Origin of the sequence: Niabella ginsenosidivorans, assembly GCF_001654455.1 — a bacterium.
Lineage (GTDB): Bacteria > Bacteroidota > Bacteroidia > Chitinophagales > Chitinophagaceae > Niabella > Niabella ginsenosidivorans.
Map to the genome: position 1 here is coordinate 1,616,446 of NZ_CP015772.1, position 18,528 is coordinate 1,634,973.

Sequence of the window (18,528 nt, forward strand, 5' to 3'; positions counted from 1 at the left end):
TAATTTTTCATTCCTTATTTTATATTTCTTATTCCCCTTCCTCTACCATCCCGCAGCACCATCGTCGCCCCTGTGGTCGGCTACTGCCTCCAGTTTCCCGTCGGGCAGCACTTTGATCACTTCCGTTCTGCCGATCTGCCCTCTTTGATATAAAGTGTATCCCATTTTTTTTAATCCTTCTGCCGTTTCTTCCGGGAATCCTTTTTCAATATCAATCCTGTCCGGCAGCCATTGATGATGGAACTTGGGTTGATTCACCGCGTCACTGGTGGTCATTTTAAAGTCCAGTATATCCACCAGGGTCTGGAAAACGGAGGTGGGGATGGTAGTACCGCCTGGCGTGCCCAATACTAAAAAAGGTTTATTGTTCTTTAGTACAACAGTAGGAGACATAGCGCTCAGCATCCGCTTCCCGGGGGCAATAGCGTTGGCCTTACCGCCCAGGGCCCCATAAAGGTTGGGAGAACCGGGCTTGGCGCTGAAATCGTCCATTTCATCATTTAGAATAAATCCTGCGCCGCCGATAACGGTTCTGCTTCCATACGTATTATTTAATGTGGTGGTAACGGCTACTGCGTTTCCTTCTTTATCCAAAACGCTCAGGTGCGTGGTTTCTTCACTTTCATACCCCGGCAGTATACCCGGCCGGGTGATCTTACTGCTGCCGGCCCTGTCCGGAACATAATCTTTCATCCGGTACTTTAAGTACCGGTCGCTCCTCAGGGCATCTACCGGAACCTTTATAAAATCGTCATCCCCCATGTATTTGGCACGGTCGGCATAAGCACGCCGCTCTGCTTCCACCATCAGCTGAACGGATGAGGAAGTCTCAAAGCCCATGGCACCAATATCAAAAGGCTCAATCATTTTCAGTAGCTGGTTAGTGAGCAGGCCCCCGCTGCTGGGCATGGGCATGCCAATGATATGATACCCTTTATAATCAAATTCCAGTGGTTTGCGGAATTTTGCCTTATAGTTTTTCAGGTCTTCCAGCGATATGAGCCCGTTTCCCCTTTTCATTTCGTCAACAATCAGCGCAGCGGTTTTTCCTTCATAAAACCCTTTTTGCCCTTTATCACGGATGCGCATTAAGGTTTGAGCCAGATCCCTTTGAATAAGTGTGTCTCCTGCTTTCCATCCGGCCTCTTTTACAAAGGCCGACGGCAGGGTACTGTATTTTTTGAAATCGTCCTGATTATTGTTCAGACCGCGCGCTTCGTTTGCAGTGATCACAAACCCGTGCTCTGCAAGATCAATTGCCGGCTGGATCAGCACCTTCATTGGAAGCCGTGCATACTGATGTGCGGCAAATAAGCCGGCAACGGTTCCGGGCACACCACCGGATAAATGCCCATTGAGGCTTTTTTCTGCAATGGCATTACCGGCGCTATCCAGGTACATATCCCTGTGTGCCTTGCCGGGCGCCATTTCCCGGTAATCCAGTGCAATTGTTTTATTACCGGCCAGCCGGGCAACCATAAATCCGCCACCCCCGATATTGCCCGCACCGGGGTATACCACTGCCAAAGCCCATTGCGTGGCAATGGCTGCATCTACGGCGTTTCCGCCCTTTTTCAGCATTTCAAGTCCTGCATGGCTGGCAAGCGGATGTGCAGAAACAACAGCGCCTTTGCCGGCTGTAATATTTTTGTCACTGGAATAATTGTAGGCATTTACGGTTCCCTGGGCCACAGATCGTACTGCAGGTGGCAACAGCACCAGCGCAGCAAAAAAATAACAGAAAGCTGATTTAAGCATTGGATCAAAAAATTTGAGACGGAAAGGTAAGAAAAAAAGAGACGTTGCTCATTGTGTTGGAATTGTATTACAGCAGATGAGTGGGCACTTGTGTATATTCAATAATGAAGCTGGCCCTTTGGCTTATACATGCCTGCCTGCCGGACAGGCTGGTATTTGTGGCATAATAAACAGGACAAAAATGTTATGTTCCCTCTTATTGCAACGCAACCTGCAAATTTTATATATTCGTTATATGAAGAGATGGATTTTTAGTTGCCTGGTCCTTTGCATCAGCAGTATTGGGAAAGCACAGGCTCCGCGTCAGATGACCGGTGCAGCAATACTACAGGGCATTCACCGGTTAAATGTTCTGGGTTCTGTGCTGTACCTGGCTGCACATCCTGATGATGAGAACACAAGGTTGATCGCCTGCCTGGCAAACGAAAAGCAATACCGTACCGGCTATTTATCATTGACAAGGGGCGATGGCGGTCAAAACCTCATCGGCAATGAGCAGGGCGTGGCGCTTGGCCTGATCCGCACACAGGAATTATTGGCGGCACGCAGGATTGATGGCGGAGAGCAGTTCTTTACACGCGCTTTCGATTTCGGTTTTTCAAAGAACCCTGAAGAAACCTTTCATATATGGAACCGCAACCTGGTGCTGAGCGATGTGGTTTGGGTGATCCGGAAATTTCAGCCGGATATTATCATTACGCGTTTTCCCACAACGGGTGAGGGCGGCCATGGTCATCATACCGCTTCCGCGATCCTTGCCCGTGAAGCCTTTAAAATGGCCGCTGATCCCAACCGCTTTCCGGAGCAACTGAAATATGTGCAGCCCTGGCAGGCAAAGCGCCTTTTATGGAACACTTTCAATTTTGGCGGTTTGAACACTACCGGCCCCGGGCAGTTTAAAATGGATGCGGGGGGCTTTAATGCGGCACTGGGAAAAAGCTATGGAGAAATTGCGGCACTGAGCAGAAGCCAGCACAAAAGCCAGGGATTTGGCTCCATGGCAACAAGAGGCCGGAACTGGGAATATTTTAAAACGATCAGCGGAAGTGCGCCTGTTAATGAGCTGATGGATGGGATCGACCTTACCTGGAACAGGATAGGCCCTGAAGGCAAAAATATAGAAGCCGCAGTAACTAAAATTGAAAATGATTTTTCAGTAGATCATCCTGCTGCTTCTATTTCTGCATTGGTGCATCTATACCAGCAGATCAGCGGATTGCCGGATTCCTATTGGAAACAGGAGAAAAAAGAGGAAGTGCAGGAGCTGATCCGGCAATGCGGCGGGCTTTTTATAAAAGCAGCCAGCCGAACGCAAAAGGTTTTACAGGGGAGCACTGTAACGGTGGATGCTTCGATCATTAACCGTTCCCCGGGCACTGTACTGTTGAAAAGCATTGAGCTCAATGGTAAAACCATACCGGTTAACAAAAAACTGGAGCCGGATGTTGATTTTACACAGTCCATTGTTCTTAACATACCAGAAAACGCCCCGCTTACCCAGCCTTACTGGCTGAAGGAACCAATGGCACCTGCTAATTATACGGTAACGGATCAGCAGGAAATAGGCAACCCCGATGTAACGCCGGCTTATACTGCGGTTTTCAATGTATCGCTCAACGGAACGGATCTTTCTTTTAGGCAGCCGGTGCAGTATAATTTTGCAGATCCGGTAAAAGGAGAATTGTATGAACCGATGATTATTGTGCCCAAAGCTACTGTACAGCTTTCGCCAAAAATTGTATTGTTCAACCGGAATAAAGAAACAACAAAGAGCCTGCGGTTAGACCTTCTTTCAACTGATTTGAAACCGGATCAGCTTTCCTATGGGTTAACCGGCCTGCCGGAAAATGCTGCTAAGGCAGTTGCAGATACCGGCCAGGGTGTTTTGATCCCTGTTTCCAACAGGCTGCTGACAAAAGAAGTAACAACGGTCAGCGGCTTTGCACAGGATAAAGAGGGCCACCGGTATGATAAAACCTTGCAGTCGATCCGCTATGATCATATTCCCTATGTCAATTATTTTTTCAGTGATTCTGTAAAATTGCTGAATATTGACCTGAAGACCGCAGGAAAGAAAATAGGCTATATCCCGGGCGCGGGCGATAAAGTGCCGGAAGTATTATCAGCAATGGGGTATGAAGTAGTGTTGCTGGACCGGAACAGGATAGCAACGGCCGATCTTTCGGCGCTGGATGCAATCATAAGCGGTGTGCGTGCCTATAATGTGAACGACTGGCTGAACGATGCCTATGGTAAGCTGATGACCTATGTAAAGAATGGAGGCAATCTCATCGTGCAATACAATACCAATAATAACATCGGACCGGTAAAGGCAAAGATCGGCCCCTATAATTTTTCTATTTCGAGGAACCGGATCACGGATGAAAAAGCAGCGGTAACCTTTATTGACCCGAAAGCAGCTGTATTAAACTATCCGAATAAAATTACACAAAAGGATTTTGAAGGCTGGGTGCAGGAGCGGAGTACCTACCATGGCGCTGATTGGGATAAAGAACTGAAACCGGTTCTTTCCATGCATGACCCGGGTGAACCGGATAATTCAGGTGCCTTACTGACCGGCAAATACGGGAAGGGCTATTTTACCTATTCCGGTATTGCGTTTTTCAGGCAATTGCCCGCAGGCGTGCCTGGCGCCATTCGGTTATTTGCAAATATTATTGCCCTAAATTCGCAGTCAACAATAACAACAAATGACAGATAAGAACAGGGAATTTATGGGCATCCGGAGAGGGGAGATGGCTTTTTTGATCGCGATCGTTATCGGATTGCTGGTAGGCGTGTTTATAAAACGGGTACGGATCGGCCTGATGCTGGGGCTGCTCATAGGAATTGCGATCGTATTTACAAACGGTCTGCGTAAACGCTGATTGTCTGAGTGCTGTTATATGACCAGCATAACCTGGATAAGCCGTTGGCGTTTTGTTATGATTGCAATGATTTTTTCTGATGGAATGCAGGCTGTTGATACGGTGCATCATCTTTTTTTATTTGAATGGCGCATGCGAACATGGGCCACGGCGAAATGCCCCGGTTCGTGCCTGTCTTGCCGGTAGGCAGATCTGTACGGATCAAAAGATCTGTCTGTAATGTTAATTAGGCTTATATTTATTTACAGCCGCATCATTTCAGATGCCCGGAATTATATTATGAAGCAAAGCCATGATAGGAAAAAAATCCCGCTTTTCAGCTCTTGGACAGGCTGGTACATTCTGGTGCTGGTGGTTCTGGCCGGATTGATTGCCGTGTTTTACTGGCTTACTAAAAAATATTCATGAAACCGTTAGACTGGATCGTACTGATAGTAACCCTGGCCTGCATTATCCTTTACGGGGTATATAAAAGCCGTACTTCCCGTAACCTCGACGGATATTTTCTTTCTGACAGGAATTTACCCTGGTACCTGATCCTTTTAAGCATTATGGGCACCCAGGCCAGCGCTATTACTTTTTTAGCAGCGCCCGGGCAGGCCTATACAGACGGTATGCGGTTTGTACAATATTACTTTGGATTGCCGGTTGCCGCAATCATCATCTGTATTTCCTTTGTGCCTGTTTTCAGCAAGCTGAGGGTATTTACTGCGTATGAATACCTGGAGAACCGGTTTGATCTTAAAACAAGGACTTTTACTTCCTTCCTTTTTTTAATGCAGCGCGGGCTTTCAACAGGCATCAGTATTTATGCGCCATCTATTATCCTGTCTGTATTATTGGGATGGAACATTTATCTGACAAACCTGTTCATGGGAGGCTTGCTGATCATCTATACCGTAACCGGCGGGGCAAAGGCGGTAGCCTATACACAAACCTTCCAGTTCCTGATTATCATGGGAGCTATGTTTACAGCAGCATATTTTATTGTAAAAGACCTTCCGGAAGGCATCGGCTTTTCAGACGCCTTGCAGGTTGGTGGCAAGCTGGGTAAAATGAATATTATTACCAGCGGATTTACAAAAAATGGCCGTTTTGACTGGGGCGACCGGTATAATATTTTCAGCGGCATTATAGGCGGCTTTTTCCTGGCGCTTTCCTATTTTGGAACCGATCAGTCGCAGGTAGGCCGTTACCTTACGGCAAAAAGTTTAAAAGAAAGCCGCTTAGGATTGCTGATGAACGGGCTGGTAAAGGTTCCGATGCAGTTCCTGATTTTACTGATCGGTGTGCTGGTTTTTGCATTTTACCAGTTTAATAAAGCTCCGGCTTTTTTCAACGATTTTGAAATAAAGCGCCTGGAGCAATCTGTTTATAAAGACTCGTTGCAGCAGTTGCAGCACCGGATGGATGTACTGCAGCAGCAAAAAGAACAGGCGCTGGCATTGTACCCGCATGAGCAGCAGCATGCTTTTGAGCAATTGAACCGGCTGCAGCGGGAAACAGCGTCTGTTCGCACCGCTATCAAAGGCCTGGTAAAACAGAATGGCGGTACTGATAATGATACCAATTATATTTTTCTGCGTTTTGTAGTGGATTATTTGCCGGCCGGCCTGGTGGGGCTGATCATTGCCATTATTTTCCTTGCGAGCTGGGGCAGTATTGCCGCTGCTTTGAATTCACTGGCATCCTGTACCATGATCGATTTTCATAAGCAGTTTATCTCAAAGGAAAATAATGAGGCAAAGGATTACAAAACCTCCCAGCGCTATACCCTCTGGTGGGGACTGTTTTGCATAGCGGTAGCCATGTTTGTAACCAGCTGGGGCAGCAGCCTGATTGAAGTGGTGAACATACTGGGCTCTCTTTTCTATGGTACCATACTGGGCATTTTCCTGGTGGCCTTTTATTCAAAAATAATAAAGGGAAATGCCGTGTTCTGGTCGGCCCTGGTTGCCGAGCTGATCGTGATCTTACTATTCTTCCTGAGCGAATATGGAGTGATCCAGCTGGGTTTTCTCTGGCTGAACGCTATAGGGGCCTTGCTGGTATGGAGCATTGCTTATTTGTTACAATGGATACAGCCGGCGAGAGCTCAAAATGTTTAGAATAGGGCAACAACCTGGTTGATAGAAATATTGAATATAAAGGTTGCCACTGCGGCGCAATAATTTTTAGGCACTTTGCTATCTTTGAAAAATAGCTTACAATAATAATGCCTGCTGCACTGAAAGAAAACGAACATACTGAGTTTAAAAGTGGCTTTGGCGATGCCGCCATTGAAACGCTCTCAGCCTTTGCTAATGCAAAGGGGGTAAAGGTATATATTGGAGTAAATGACAGGGGCAGGCCGGTGAAAGGTTTTACCATTGGCGAGGAAACATTTCAAAAATGGATCAACGAGGTTAAGGTAAAAACACAGCCCAGTATTATACCGGATGTAGACCTGGTGGTGATGGATGGTATTAAAGTAGGCGTTTTATCTGTTAAAGAATTTCCCGTAAAACCGGTAGCCTTTAAAGGCCGCTATTTGAAGCGGGTAAATAATGCCAATCATCGGTTATCTCTTTCTGAAATAGCTGAAATGCACCTGCGGTCTTTTAATACAAGCTGGGATAGCTATATTAACCCGGAAAGAAGTATCGGCACACTATCGCTCAATAAGGTAAACCGGTTTATTGCTGATTGCAACAAAGGAAGGCAATATCTTATTACAGATGACCCGTTAACTGTTTTAAATAAGTATGAGCTGATTAAAGGCACGCAGGTAACCAATGCCGGTTTTCTTATGTTTGCTCAAGGGGATGTATTTCAGGCTGCAATAGAATTGGGGCGTTTTTCCACACCTACCAGTATTAAGGACGGACTTACTATAAGGGCTGATTTATTTAGTGAAGTAGATAATGTATTGGATTTTATACGTAAGCACATAAACAAAAGTTATATTATCGCCGGCGATCCGCGCCGGGAAGAGCGCTGGCAATATCCCATGGATGCGCTGAGGGAAATTGTAATCAATATGATTGTTCACAGGGATTATATGGATCCGGGAGATTCTTCCGTAAAAATATATGATGATTTCATAGAGTTTTTTAACCCCGGCAGGTTGCCTGATAATATTACCGTGGAGCAGTTGTTAAGCGGAGATTATTCTTCATGGGCCCGCAACAAAAAAATTGCTGCTACTTTTAAAGAGGCGCAGCTTATGGAAAAGTACGGTTCAGGTATCAAAAAGATTAAAGATGGTTTTGTCAGCTACGGGTTAAAAACGCCTGTGTTTGAAAACTTTCAGCATGGCTTCAGGGTTATTGCCTATGCTACTCCGGGTGGTGGCGGGGTAAGTGGCGGAGTAAATGACCTATTGGATTTGATAGGGAAAACCCCGGGAAAAAAGTGCCATTTTTTGTAGAACAAATAAAAGTGCCTAAAAGAACAATAGAACGCTGGCTCACCATCCTGAGAAACGAAAACAAAATAGAGTTTCGTGGCGCGCCCAAAACCGGTGGCTACTGGAAAAAAGAGGGTTAACAATATCCCATTTTTAAGCAAGTTCAAAGTTTAACAGCAAATGATAATACAGCTAAAATTATTATTGTTGTGTCTGGCTGTTACTATAGGTACACAGGCGCAGATCGACCTATCGGGATTTAAACAAAGTACAGGTGTGAAAGCAACGGTTGCCGGCCGGCTGCTGCTTATTTCCTGGCCGGCTGGAAAGGGCCTGCAGGGAACTGTTGTTTTTGATCTGCAAAAGAATGCTCCCCTGTTTAGGAGTATCGGAATCGGTCTGCAACAAATTGCAGCCGGGCTGGATCCTGCTTTTATTCTTACAGTTGGTAAACGGGATTTGATCTCCCAGAACGGCTGGAATATATTTTTTGATAAAGTCCCCAACAAACCGCATCAGTCCTTTAATGTAGCGTTTAACAAACAACAATGCAGGGTAACCACGGAGGGCGCGCATACTGTTGTTGCCATCTCCGGCCTGGAAGCCGGGGGCTTCACCGGCGAACTGGAGATCACATTTTATAACGGATCTCCTTTGTTAAATATTGCTGCAGTACTAAGCACGCAAAAAGATTCGGTTGCCATCATCTATGATGGTGGGCTGGTGAGCCGGCAGCCCGCCTTCAGACGCCTGGCCTGGTCCGATACAGAAGACGAGTTGCAGACCAGCGCCACCGGAGCACAGGATACCAGCTGCAACAGAATGGTGAAATACCGCTGCATCATTGGCGAGAACTCCGGGGGCAGCCTGGCCCTGTTTCCTGCACCACACCAATATTTTTATCCTTTAGACGAGGCTTTCAACCTGAAATTTGTCTGGACCGGAAACAATTACCGCGGAATGGTTTCCGGCTATGGTATGGGCATCCGGCAGGATCTGGAGGGCGATCACCGGTTCGTTCCCTGGTTTAATGCTCCGCCGGGAACCAAACAGCGCCTGAATTTTTTCTGCCTGCTGGGTACCGGGCAAAGCGCTGCGTTATTAGCGGCTGTTAAGCAATATACACATGACGACAGGTATCCGGCAATTGCGGGGTACAAAACAATGGTCAGTCATTTCCATAATGAATTTTCCAGGGGAATTATTGAGGGGAAACCGGTGCCTGATCATCCTGGTTTTGTAAAAGTGTTCAACCGTACCGGTGTGAACATTGTGCACCTGGCCGAGTTTCACTATAACGCCCATCAAAAAGGGCCGGACGAAAAAAGGCTTGCCGAGCTCCGGGTCTTATTTGATCAGTGCAGGCGGTTGTCGGATAAGAACTTTTTGCTGCTGCCCGGCGAAGAACCCAACGAATTTTTTGGTGGTCATTGGCTGGATCTTTTTCCCAGGCCGGTTTACTGGATCATGGCCCGGAAGCCTGATCAGCCCTTTGTTACTAATGATCCGAAATACGGTAAGGTGTACCGCATCGCCGATAAGGATGATATGCTTCAATTGCTGGAACAGGAAAAGGGACTGGCCTGGACGGCTCATGCCCGTACAAAGGGATCAACCGGTTTCCCGGATCAATATCTTAACGAAGCATTTTTCAAATCGGATCATTTCATGGGCGCCGCCTGGAAAAGCCTGCCGGCTGACTTGTCACAACCACGCCTGGGTAAACGCGTATTGGATCTCCTGGACGACCTCAACAACATGGGTTTTCACAAACATGTTATCGGTGAGGCCGATCTGTTTTCGATAGAACCGGAAAATGAAATGTATGCCCATCTGAATGTGAATTACCTTCAAATAGATAAGCTCCCGGAATTTAATGCGGGCTGGCAGGAAATATTAGATGTGATCAGCAAGGGGAAGTTTTTTACGACCACCGGCGAGATCTTATTACCTGCATTTACAATCAATGGTAAAGGAACGCATGAACTGGTAACGAATACGGCTGGCAAGGTGTCGGTTGAATTGACTGTTGACTGGACCTTCCCGTTAAACTTTATAGAAATTATATCAGGCGATGGTCAAAAGGTTTACCGCGACCGGATCAACTTAAATGATACAAAGGCATTTGGAAAACAGACCTTCAAACTGAACACTGACCTCAGGAACAGGAAATGGGCCCGGGCCGAGGTTTGGGATGTGGCCGCCAACGGGGCCTTTACACAGACCATCTGGTTCAAGTAATTAAGACAGGAAGTAATAATACGCGGGAATCAATTTTATAAAAATCAGCTCAGACTATCACGATTATGCCCCGGTAAGTGCATACACTATAGCCGTGAATTTAAGAGCGGAGCATCATTCATGTGCATTGCTGTCAGGAAGAAATGCCTGGTGTCATGTCAATTATAATGTGTAGGGCAATATTTCCCACAGAAAAGCGAATGATTTGATTATCTGCGTAATTCAGCGTAGCCTGCGGGAGAAAATTTAGGCTGTCAATGACAGATGGAATTATGCATTGGGGATTAATGACACTTTCGTCATCCGAATGTTCGGATCCGAGCGAAGCCGGGGAGTCTCTGAAATATTGAAGTGTTCGATGATTGAGAGATCCTTCGACTTCTTCCGCTATTACGGAATGCGCTCAGGATGATGATAGGAAGATTTGTCATTGCCATTTTGTAGCACAAATAAGAAACTTGACACGACACGAGTGCCGATGGCACTCAACGCTTCACAGCCGTTTTAAGCAGGAAATCAACCCGGCTGTCAATTGTTCCCACAGGAACGTCAATGGTTGTATAACCGAATTGTTCATAGGTTGTTTTCATTTGATGATAAGTGGCTACTGCTTCGTCCCAATCCTGCTTCCGTTCTGCATCCTTTTGGTAGATCTCCTTCCAGGGAGGCAGTATAAAAACGGTTTTATTATAGCAGTGGTTCCTGGCTGCTTCATACATGGTCAGCTCCGGCTGTATACCGACCAGCTCTGCATAGCCGATCGTATCAGGTATGCCGCGGTCAAAAAATATGATTGGCCTGTGTACCCGGTCATATGTTTCCATGATGCTTTTATAGCTGGCAACAGATGCGGCTAACATTAATTGTGCATATGCATATTTGTTTTTCCAGGGCAATGCATCTCCGTTTTCCAGTACCTGCTGCTGAATAATTGTTCTTGACACTTCCGGCACTGTGTGAAAACCTTTGTCCTGCATTGCTTTTAACAGAGTTGTTTTACCGGCTCCCGGCCCGCCTGTGATCACAAAAAAACGCTTCCGGATCATCGGGTTATATTTTTGGTAAGTTGTTTAAAAGAAAGGTCTGATACATCATAGTTGCGCATACCCTGGTAAGTATAATGCCACCATTCCGTATTAAGCGCTTTGAACCCGTTCTGCTCCATCAGGTTCTTCAGGTAAATGCGGTTCTTTAATACCGTTTCAGGAAGGTGGGTAAAGGTATGGTGCGCTGTATCCGTAAAATTATCAAACCCGGTGCCCATCGGCAGTTCCCGGCCTGTTTTTAAGTTGATGATAGTCAGATCAACGGCCGTTCCCCGGTTATGATTGCTGCCGGACGCGGGGTTGGCAACATAGCGTTCATCTTTGATCAACTCCCAGAATTTTTTAGTTACGGAGAAAGGCCGGTAGGCATCAAATATCTTTAATCCCAGTCCCTGACGGTTCAATACAGACTGCACTTTTTGCAATGCGGCCACTGCCGGCTGCCGGAGAAAAGTGGTTTTTGTTCCTGCCGGGTACATCAGCCGATGCATAAAATTATCAGTGGTAGCATAATGCAATTCATATACCAGGTTGGGGATCTGTGTTTTTAGCTCCACCATCCGGTTGTCTGCCTGCTTTTTAACCGATTGCCGGTATTCTTTTTGTGTGCTGATGATTTTAAAAGGATACTGCTGGGCAATAGTAGCTTTTGCAATAACCAAATGCAAAATGATTATATAGCTTATTTTATAAAACTGCATGGATTTTTTGTTCTCTGTATTGTATACTAAAGATAGTGGTTTTTATAGTTTATAATCGATAGTGAATAGTCCATAACTAATGGTCCGATAATGATCAGGAAGGGCATGAAAATAATTAATAAGAAATAAGGAATAATAAATGTGAAAGGGGAGAGTAAATGCAAAATGTAAAATATTGAATCTGGAATGTAGAATGGGATGAAGAGGGAAGTAGGCGATGGAGTATGTCTCTTCTCACATCTCACTCCATACCGCTATATTTGATAAAAAATTATAGCATTGATAAAAACAGTATGCATAGTCGGTGGCGGTGCTTCCGGGCTTTTCTGCGCGGTAAACCTGGCACGTATGGATCGTAATATAAAGGTGCTCCTTCTTGAAAAAAGCAATAAGCTGCTCTCAAAAGTAAAGATCAGCGGCGGCGGGCGCTGTAACGTAACACATGCCTGTTTTGATATTGAAGCAATGGCAAAACGTTACCCGCGTGGCCGGCATTTTGTAAAAAAGGTTTTTCACCAGTTCTTCACAACAGATACCATACAATGGTTCCGGGAAAGAGGAGTGCCATTAAAAACCGAGGCGGATGGCCGCATGTTCCCGGTAACAGATTCCTCGGAAACCATCATTGACTGCCTGCTGGAAGAAGCCGGTAGGTATGGTGTTGAAATAAAAATGCATTGTGATGTAAAGCGGATTGAGAAAAACGCGGAGCGGTTTACTCTTTATACTAGAGAAACCTTTTTTAATTGCGATAGCGTGGTAATAGCCTGTGGCGGGTTCCCTAAAACGGCACTGTTTCAATGGCTGAAAGACCTGGGGCATACAATTGCGGAGCCCGTTCCCTCGCTATTTACCTTTAATAGTCCGCAGCATGCCATTACACAGTTGATGGGTTTGAGCGTTCCGGATGCAAGGGTAACCATTATGGGAACAAAGCTGCACCAGCAGGGACCGGTGCTCATTACGCACTGGGGCGTCAGCGGCCCGGCTGTACTGCGTCTGAGTGCCTGGGCCGCCAGGGAGCTGGCTGCAAGGCAATGGACGTTTACAACGCTTATCAACTGGGTTCCGGATCTTACAGAAGCGGTTTTGCGCGATCTTTTTCAGGCATACCGTTCTGAAAAGGCGGCACAGAAGATCAGCGGCAGAAATGCTTTTGAATTACCCGGGCGTTTCTGGCATTTTTTATTGCAGCAATCAGGCATTCAGGAGGAAATGCGCTGGGCGGATCTCCCTGCAAAATTGCAGCATCAACTGATCCGGAACCTGACTGCCTTTGAATTGCCGGTTAAGGGTAAAACAACCTATAAAGAAGAGTTTGTGACCGCAGGAGGCATTACACTTTCGGAAATTGAGCCGCATACTATGATGAGCAAAAAAATAAACAACCTGTTTTTTACTGGTGAGATCATTGATGTGGATGGCATTACCGGCGGGTACAATTTCCAGAACGCCTGGAGCACTGGTTTTGTGGCCGCCAGCTGTATTGCGGGAAATAACGGTTAAACCGTTAATAAGAAGTACTGAAAATGCTAATAAACAATAATAGCAGGCTGTCACCCTGAGTTTTCCATTTGTAAAAACAAAATCATCCGAAAGTTCGGATGAGGCAATGACAATTATTCTTACGGGTCACCCTGAAGATGTCATCCCGGACCTGTTCCGGGATCTGTTTTTGTTTCAGGGTCTGTTGAGTGATAATATACATAGATGCTGAAATACCTGCTCGACCGGGTCATCCGGGCGGGAATTCAGCATGACTAAAGTAGGATTGGTTTTCAGCATATAATGTAATCTGCCATTGGCAGTCTAACGAAGGGTGATTTTTACAATCAAATCATGGTTCGTCAGGCTGTTAATGACAAGTATTTTATTGTATTGAAATCCAACAACATACAAGATCGTCGTCTCGACCGAGTTCGGAGAACGAGCGGAGAGATCTCTGTAACAGATGAGATCCCTCTGCGCACCCGCTGAAAGCAGGTTTGGTCGGGGTGACGATTAAAAAACTTGTCATCCGAATGAACTTAAATGAAACGCTTTTATGGTTGCCTCACCATGACGTTCGTTTTTGATAACGTTCGGCTTACTTGTCATTTCATAAAGCATAAATGCAGCGCTTTTATGGTTGCTTCAGCAAGACAAAAGTATAATAGATCCTCAATGCATAATACAATCTGTTGTTAGCAGCCTGTTGCATCTATTTCTCCGACCGTTTTTTTATATAATCAGTAGGCGACATACCGAACTGCTTCTGAAAATTCCTGCCAAATTGGGTTAAGGAGCTATAGCCAACGCTGCCGGCAATTTCATTCATATAAGTGTTGCCCTGGCTGATCATTTCCGCGGCTTTTTTCAGCCGGGTAAGGTTGATCATTTCATTGGGGGAAAGATCCGAAATCGATTTTATTTTGCGGTAGAGTGTAGGCCGGCTCATGTTCAGCGCATGTGCCAGGAACTCTACATCCATAAGCGGATCGGAAAGGTTGGCCTCAATGCATTGTTGCAGCTGTTCCAAGAACTGCTCATCCATTTTTGTATGCGCCATAGTGTTGATATGGGCTAAAGGAGATTTAGCAAAATATTCCTTAAGCTTCATCCGGTTATTGAGCAGGCTGGCAACCTGGGCATTCAGGTGCTCGGGAGAAAAGGGTTTTTCAATATAGGCATCGGCTCCTGCATCCAGGCCCTCAATCTTAGCCTGCAATGTGTTTTTGGCAGTAAGCAGAATAACGGGTATATGGCTCAGATTAAAGTCGGACTTGATCCTGTCGCAGAATTCCAGGCCATCCATACCAGGCATCATAATATCACTGATAATAAGCTGAACGCTGTGATCTTCCAGGATATGGAATGCTTCGCCGGCATTTTTTGCAGACAGGACCGTATGTTTTTCCCCAAGATCATCTGCCAGAAAATCAAGAATATCTTCATTGTCGTCCACCAAAAGGATGGTTGCTTTTGCTGTATCTGTATGAACTAAGACGGTATTATCCAAAATCTAAAATGATTTTTAATTATGCAAGCCTGGCAGGGATCTCCACCTCAAATATAATTAAATTCTTTGTCGTATCCAAGCGGATAGTGCCTTCATGAAGATCCAGCAGGGATTTGGTCAGTGCAAGGCCAATGCCTGCACCGGGGATGCTTTCTGTAAACCGGGAGCGATAAAAAAGCTCAAATATCCTTGAACGCTCTTCTTCCGGAATAGGCTCGCCATCATTGATGACATGGATCGTAAAATTTTTATGCTCCTCTGAAGGCGGAATTAAGACAGTAGTTACCCTGGTTTTACAATATTTGATGGCATTATCCAAAAGATTACTGATGATCTTTGTAAACGCGTCTTCATCAATTAATGACTGAAAAGAAGTGCCCGGCACAGACAGTTCAAATACTATATTCTTCATTTCTGCCGTTGGCTGAAAGGTATTCCATATTGCCGTCAGCAACCCCGGAATATCCATTTCTTTTAAGTGGAGCGAGAACTGCTCTGATTCTGTTTTTCTAAAGTCGAGCAACTGGTTGGTCAGCTCCAGCAGCCGTTCTGTATTCCGGTTCATGATCCCCAGGTATTTTTCAGTTTGCGGGGTCGGGGCAATTTGTTTGGTGATTTTTTCAAGCGGTGCTTTTATTAAGGTTAAAGGCGTTTTTATTTCATGGGCTACTTTTGTGAAGAAATCGATCTTTGCTTCTATTAATTCTTTTTCTTTTTCAATAGCAAATACCTGCATCCTTCTTTTTTGTTTGTTCGTCAGGTATTGCCGGTAGCTCCGTATCGTCAAAAACAGGATCCCTGCAAGAAGCGCACTATAGAGTACATACGCCAGTGAAGTTTTCCAGAAGGGAGGAGTGATGATGATCTTTAATGTTCTTTCATTGTTTTGCCAGATGCCGCTGCTGTTGGTAGACCGTACCCTGAACGTATAGGTTCCGTGCGGGAGCCTGGTGAAATAAACGCTTCTGTTTGTTTTGATATAATTCCAGCTTTTATCCAGCCCTTCCAGCATGTAGGCATACTCCACATTATCCGGGGATGTGAAGTTGAGAGCGGCAAAATCAATATTAAAAGTAGACTGGTTATAGGGAAGCGTTATCTGATCTGTGAGCAGCAACGATTTTTTTAGTGGCCCGTCTTTTCCGGAAATGGCCAGGGGTTTATTGTAAACGGAAAAATTGGTAATATAAACAGGTGGACGATAGGTATCCGGCTGCAACTGGTAAGGGTTAAAACTGATCAGCCCTTTTACGCTTCCGAAATAAAGCCGCCCCTGCTCATCCTGGAAAGCCGACGAATAATTCAGCTGGTCGCTGAGCAGACCGGACGATTTTGTAAAAGTCCGTATACTTTTTGTGCGGGGATTCAGTAAGGCCAACCCTTTGGAGGTACTGATCCACCAACGGTTCAGGCTGTCTTCAGTGATCGTGTAGATCAGGTTGCTGGGCAGGCCGTTGTCTGTTGTATAGGTTATCAGGTGTTTGTTACCCAGGTTTATATTGAACAGTCCTTCCTCTGTTGCAACCCATAGTGTTTTGTCTTTTGCTTCACGCAGAAAGGTAACCCTGTTCCGGCTGAGGCGGTCTTTTCCTTTATGGAGCAATTGCAACCGGCCATATATGTTTTTTGATGCGTTGTAATAATGCAGGCCGTCCTGGAAGGTCCCGGCCCACAGGGTGCCTTCGCTGCACTCCAGGATGCTGGAATAAAAACTGTTTTGAGGAAAAAAAGCAGGAGCTGTAAAATTGTTCCCCTTTGGGTTGTAGAAGTAAATGCCATTGGAAGTGCCCAGCCATATGCGGCCGCTCCGGCTTTTATAAATGCTGTGAATAAAGTTGCTTTTCAGATCGTGCGGGCCGGGACCTGCATTAAAATGCCGGATCACTTTTTCAGTAGTAAGATCCATGATGTCGAGCCCATGCTCAAAAGTTCCGATCCACAGATGGTCTCCATTACTAAGAAGCCCGTGAATGTTGGTATTGGCAATGCTGCTGATGGTTCCGTCGGGTCTGAAATTTTTAAACAGTCCGGTACGCGGGTCAAATTTATTTAAACCCGCATCTTCTGTACCGACCCAGAGATGATGATAGCGGTCTGCAGTAATCTCTCTTACTGCGTTCCCCTGCAGCGAAGAGCTGCCTTTTCCCGGGAAATATTTTTCAAATGAAGGATTCTCATTGGAGTAATAGTTTACCCCGCCAAAATAGGTGCCCACCCATATGCCGCCCTCTTTATCCCTGCAAAAGGAATAGATCGCATTGTCGCTGATGGCATAGGGGTTATGAGCATCCTTTTTCAGATTGATGAATTGCCGTTTCTGGTCGTTATAAATATAGATGCCGCTTTCTGTAGCAACCCAGAATTCATTATTGCGCGCCTTTACAAAATCCCTTGCAAATATTTCCGTTCTGTCTTTATTATAGGTCAGCAGGTCTTCATAGGTGCGGTCATTAATATAGAATTTCTTGATCCCCTGGTTGGATGTACCGATCAGGAAATAGCCTTCTCCTGTATCATAGATCTTTTCGATCCAATTGGAAACGGCCGGTTTTGAATGAGCAAAAACAGAGTGGAAGGTAAACTGCTGCTTTTTTTTATCATAGTTTCCGATCTCCCCGTTCATGTTTCCCACCCATAGCTGGCCATTCACAGACAGTGTGAGGGTAGAGCAGTATTGCAGCCCTTCCTGATCCATATAGGTCACTTCATGCGTGTTCCCGTCCAGCCGGTATAACTGAAAGCCTACGATCAGCCATACATTGCCATCGGCATCCTCTGTAATGCTCCTGACCTGCGTCTTTGGTGTGTTTTTTAAAAAAGAGAATTTTTCGGTTGCCGGGTCAAACTGATAAAAGCCCCGTTCGGTTCCCACCCATATAATGCCGTTTTTGGCCTCATATAATTTCCATACGGAATTGTTTCCCAGACTGGTGCTGTCATCCTGTTTGTTCCTGAAGATCTTAAAATTGTACCCATCGAACCGGTCAAGACCATCTTTGGTGCCGATCCAGATAAAACCTTTGCTGTCCTGCAACACACAGGAGGTAGTATTATTGGATAAGCCGCTTTCTGCCTGGAAATGCCGGAAGTAATATTCCTGGCAATAACCCGGCGAAAGGAATGCAAACAGGTATGCTACTATAAGTGTTAAATACAGCTTCAATTAAAAGTTTTTTCAAACATACATGAATTTTTTTGTCGGAAAATCTTCCTTACTATAATTCACAGATACAGGGGCCTCATTGTTCTGCAGGGCATTAAAACTGCACCTGAGCTGTTAGAACGGTACGCAGGGCCGGTATTAAACCTTCCAGGTTTGGGGTGCGGTGTTTATTGAGACAGATTGATGAAAAACTGAGACAAAATAGTGGCTGTTGCGTTTTTATGAATTCTATTTTTACATGGATTTCCTGCTGTAACAACCCGATATGCTTGTAAATAATCGATTGCTGTAATTTATTCAAGGTTAAGAAAGCATTATTGCCAGACAAATGTTATCAAAAAACAT

The 18,528-nt window shown here is 45.5% G+C and carries 12 protein-coding genes; 7 read left to right on the forward strand and 5 right to left on the reverse strand.

Features of this window, described 5'->3' with window-relative positions; all coding sequences use genetic code 11:
- Positions 1–42: 42 nt before the first annotated feature.
- Positions 43–1,758, reverse strand: coding sequence for a gamma-glutamyltransferase (ggt, locus tag A8C56_RS06780; protein ID WP_084490065.1), 1,716 nt, complete (start codon positions 1,756–1,758; stop codon positions 43–45).
- Positions 1,759–1,993: 235 nt separating this feature from the next.
- Here ggt and A8C56_RS06785 point away from each other — a divergent pair, with 235 nt between their 5' ends.
- The 6 genes from A8C56_RS06785 (at position 1,994) to A8C56_RS06805 (ending at position 10,275) form a co-directional block, all read left to right on the forward strand.
- Positions 1,994–4,480 carry a PIG-L family deacetylase gene (locus A8C56_RS06785; protein ID WP_067753693.1) on the forward strand — a complete coding sequence of 829 codons (2,487 nt, stop codon included), beginning with the start codon at positions 1,994–1,996 and terminating at the stop codon, positions 4,478–4,480.
- Complete coding sequence (locus tag A8C56_RS24650) at positions 4,470–4,646, forward strand: hypothetical protein (RefSeq protein ID WP_169818751.1); 177 nt, start codon at positions 4,470–4,472, stop codon at positions 4,644–4,646. Before A8C56_RS06785 ends, A8C56_RS24650 begins: the two co-directional genes overlap by 11 nt.
- A 404-nt stretch (positions 4,647–5,050) precedes the next feature.
- Positions 5,051–6,754, forward strand: a complete 1,704-nt coding sequence (locus tag A8C56_RS06795; protein ID WP_067753699.1) for a sodium:solute symporter family transporter — start codon at positions 5,051–5,053, stop codon at positions 6,752–6,754.
- Positions 6,755–6,861: 107 nt separating this feature from the next.
- On the forward strand, positions 6,862–8,055 hold the full coding sequence (locus A8C56_RS06800; protein ID WP_067753702.1) for an ATP-binding protein: 1,194 nt from the start codon (positions 6,862–6,864) through the stop codon (positions 8,053–8,055).
- Positions 8,040–8,174 carry a hypothetical protein gene (locus A8C56_RS25255; protein ID WP_262492533.1) on the forward strand — a complete coding sequence of 45 codons (135 nt, stop codon included), beginning with the start codon at positions 8,040–8,042 and terminating at the stop codon, positions 8,172–8,174. The genes A8C56_RS06800 and A8C56_RS25255 overlap by 16 nt, the downstream gene beginning before the upstream one ends.
- A gap of 40 nt (positions 8,175–8,214) precedes the next feature.
- Entirely contained in the window at positions 8,215–10,275 is a 2,061-nt protein-coding gene (locus tag A8C56_RS06805) for a CehA/McbA family metallohydrolase domain-containing protein (RefSeq protein WP_067753704.1), read from the forward strand.
- A gap of 485 nt (positions 10,276–10,760) precedes the next feature.
- Here the strand turns inward: A8C56_RS06805 and A8C56_RS06810 are convergent, their stop codons facing one another.
- Both A8C56_RS06810 and A8C56_RS06815 read right to left on the reverse strand, forming a co-directional pair.
- Positions 10,761–11,321, reverse strand: a complete 561-nt coding sequence (locus A8C56_RS06810; protein WP_067753707.1) for an AAA family ATPase — start codon at positions 11,319–11,321, stop codon at positions 10,761–10,763.
- Positions 11,318–12,022, reverse strand: a complete 705-nt coding sequence (locus tag A8C56_RS06815) for a M15 family metallopeptidase (protein ID WP_067753710.1) — start codon at positions 12,020–12,022, stop codon at positions 11,318–11,320. Before A8C56_RS06815 ends, A8C56_RS06810 begins: the two co-directional genes overlap by 4 nt.
- A 279-nt stretch (positions 12,023–12,301) precedes the next feature.
- Between A8C56_RS06815 and A8C56_RS06820 the strand changes: the two genes are divergently transcribed.
- Positions 12,302–13,528, forward strand: a complete 1,227-nt coding sequence (locus A8C56_RS06820) for a BaiN/RdsA family NAD(P)/FAD-dependent oxidoreductase (RefSeq protein ID WP_067753713.1) — start codon at positions 12,302–12,304, stop codon at positions 13,526–13,528.
- Between the two features lie 694 nt (positions 13,529–14,222).
- Here A8C56_RS06820 and A8C56_RS06825 read toward each other — a convergent pair.
- Complete coding sequence (locus A8C56_RS06825) at positions 14,223–15,020, reverse strand: response regulator transcription factor (RefSeq protein ID WP_084490067.1); 798 nt, start codon at positions 15,018–15,020, stop codon at positions 14,223–14,225.
- Positions 15,021–15,039: 19 nt separating this feature from the next.
- The gene (locus A8C56_RS06830) at positions 15,040–18,183 is read right to left on the reverse strand and encodes a ligand-binding sensor domain-containing protein (protein ID WP_067753718.1); all 3,144 of its coding nucleotides are present in this window, start codon (positions 18,181–18,183) and stop codon (positions 15,040–15,042) included.
- Between the last annotated feature and the right edge of the window lie 345 nt (positions 18,184–18,528).

Excerpts from the sequence above, each read along its gene's own strand:
- ggt (WP_084490065.1), bottom strand. The coding sequence starts at position 1,758 with ATGCTTAAATCAGCTTTCTGTTATTTTTTTGCTGCGCTGGTGCTGTTG.
- A8C56_RS06815 (WP_067753710.1), bottom strand. The coding sequence starts at position 12,022 with ATGCAGTTTTATAAAATAAGCTATATAATCATTTTGCATTTGGTTATT.
- A8C56_RS06785 (WP_067753693.1), top strand. The coding sequence starts at position 1,994 with ATGAAGAGATGGATTTTTAGTTGCCTGGTCCTTTGCATCAGCAGTATT.
- A8C56_RS06810 (WP_067753707.1), bottom strand. The coding sequence starts at position 11,321 with ATGATCCGGAAGCGTTTTTTTGTGATCACAGGCGGGCCGGGAGCCGGT.
- A8C56_RS06800 (WP_067753702.1), top strand. The coding sequence starts at position 6,862 with ATGCCTGCTGCACTGAAAGAAAACGAACATACTGAGTTTAAAAGTGGC.
- A8C56_RS06795 (WP_067753699.1), top strand. The coding sequence starts at position 5,051 with ATGAAACCGTTAGACTGGATCGTACTGATAGTAACCCTGGCCTGCATT.
- A8C56_RS24650 (WP_169818751.1), top strand. The coding sequence starts at position 4,470 with ATGACAGATAAGAACAGGGAATTTATGGGCATCCGGAGAGGGGAGATG.
- A8C56_RS06805 (WP_067753704.1), top strand. The coding sequence starts at position 8,215 with ATGATAATACAGCTAAAATTATTATTGTTGTGTCTGGCTGTTACTATA.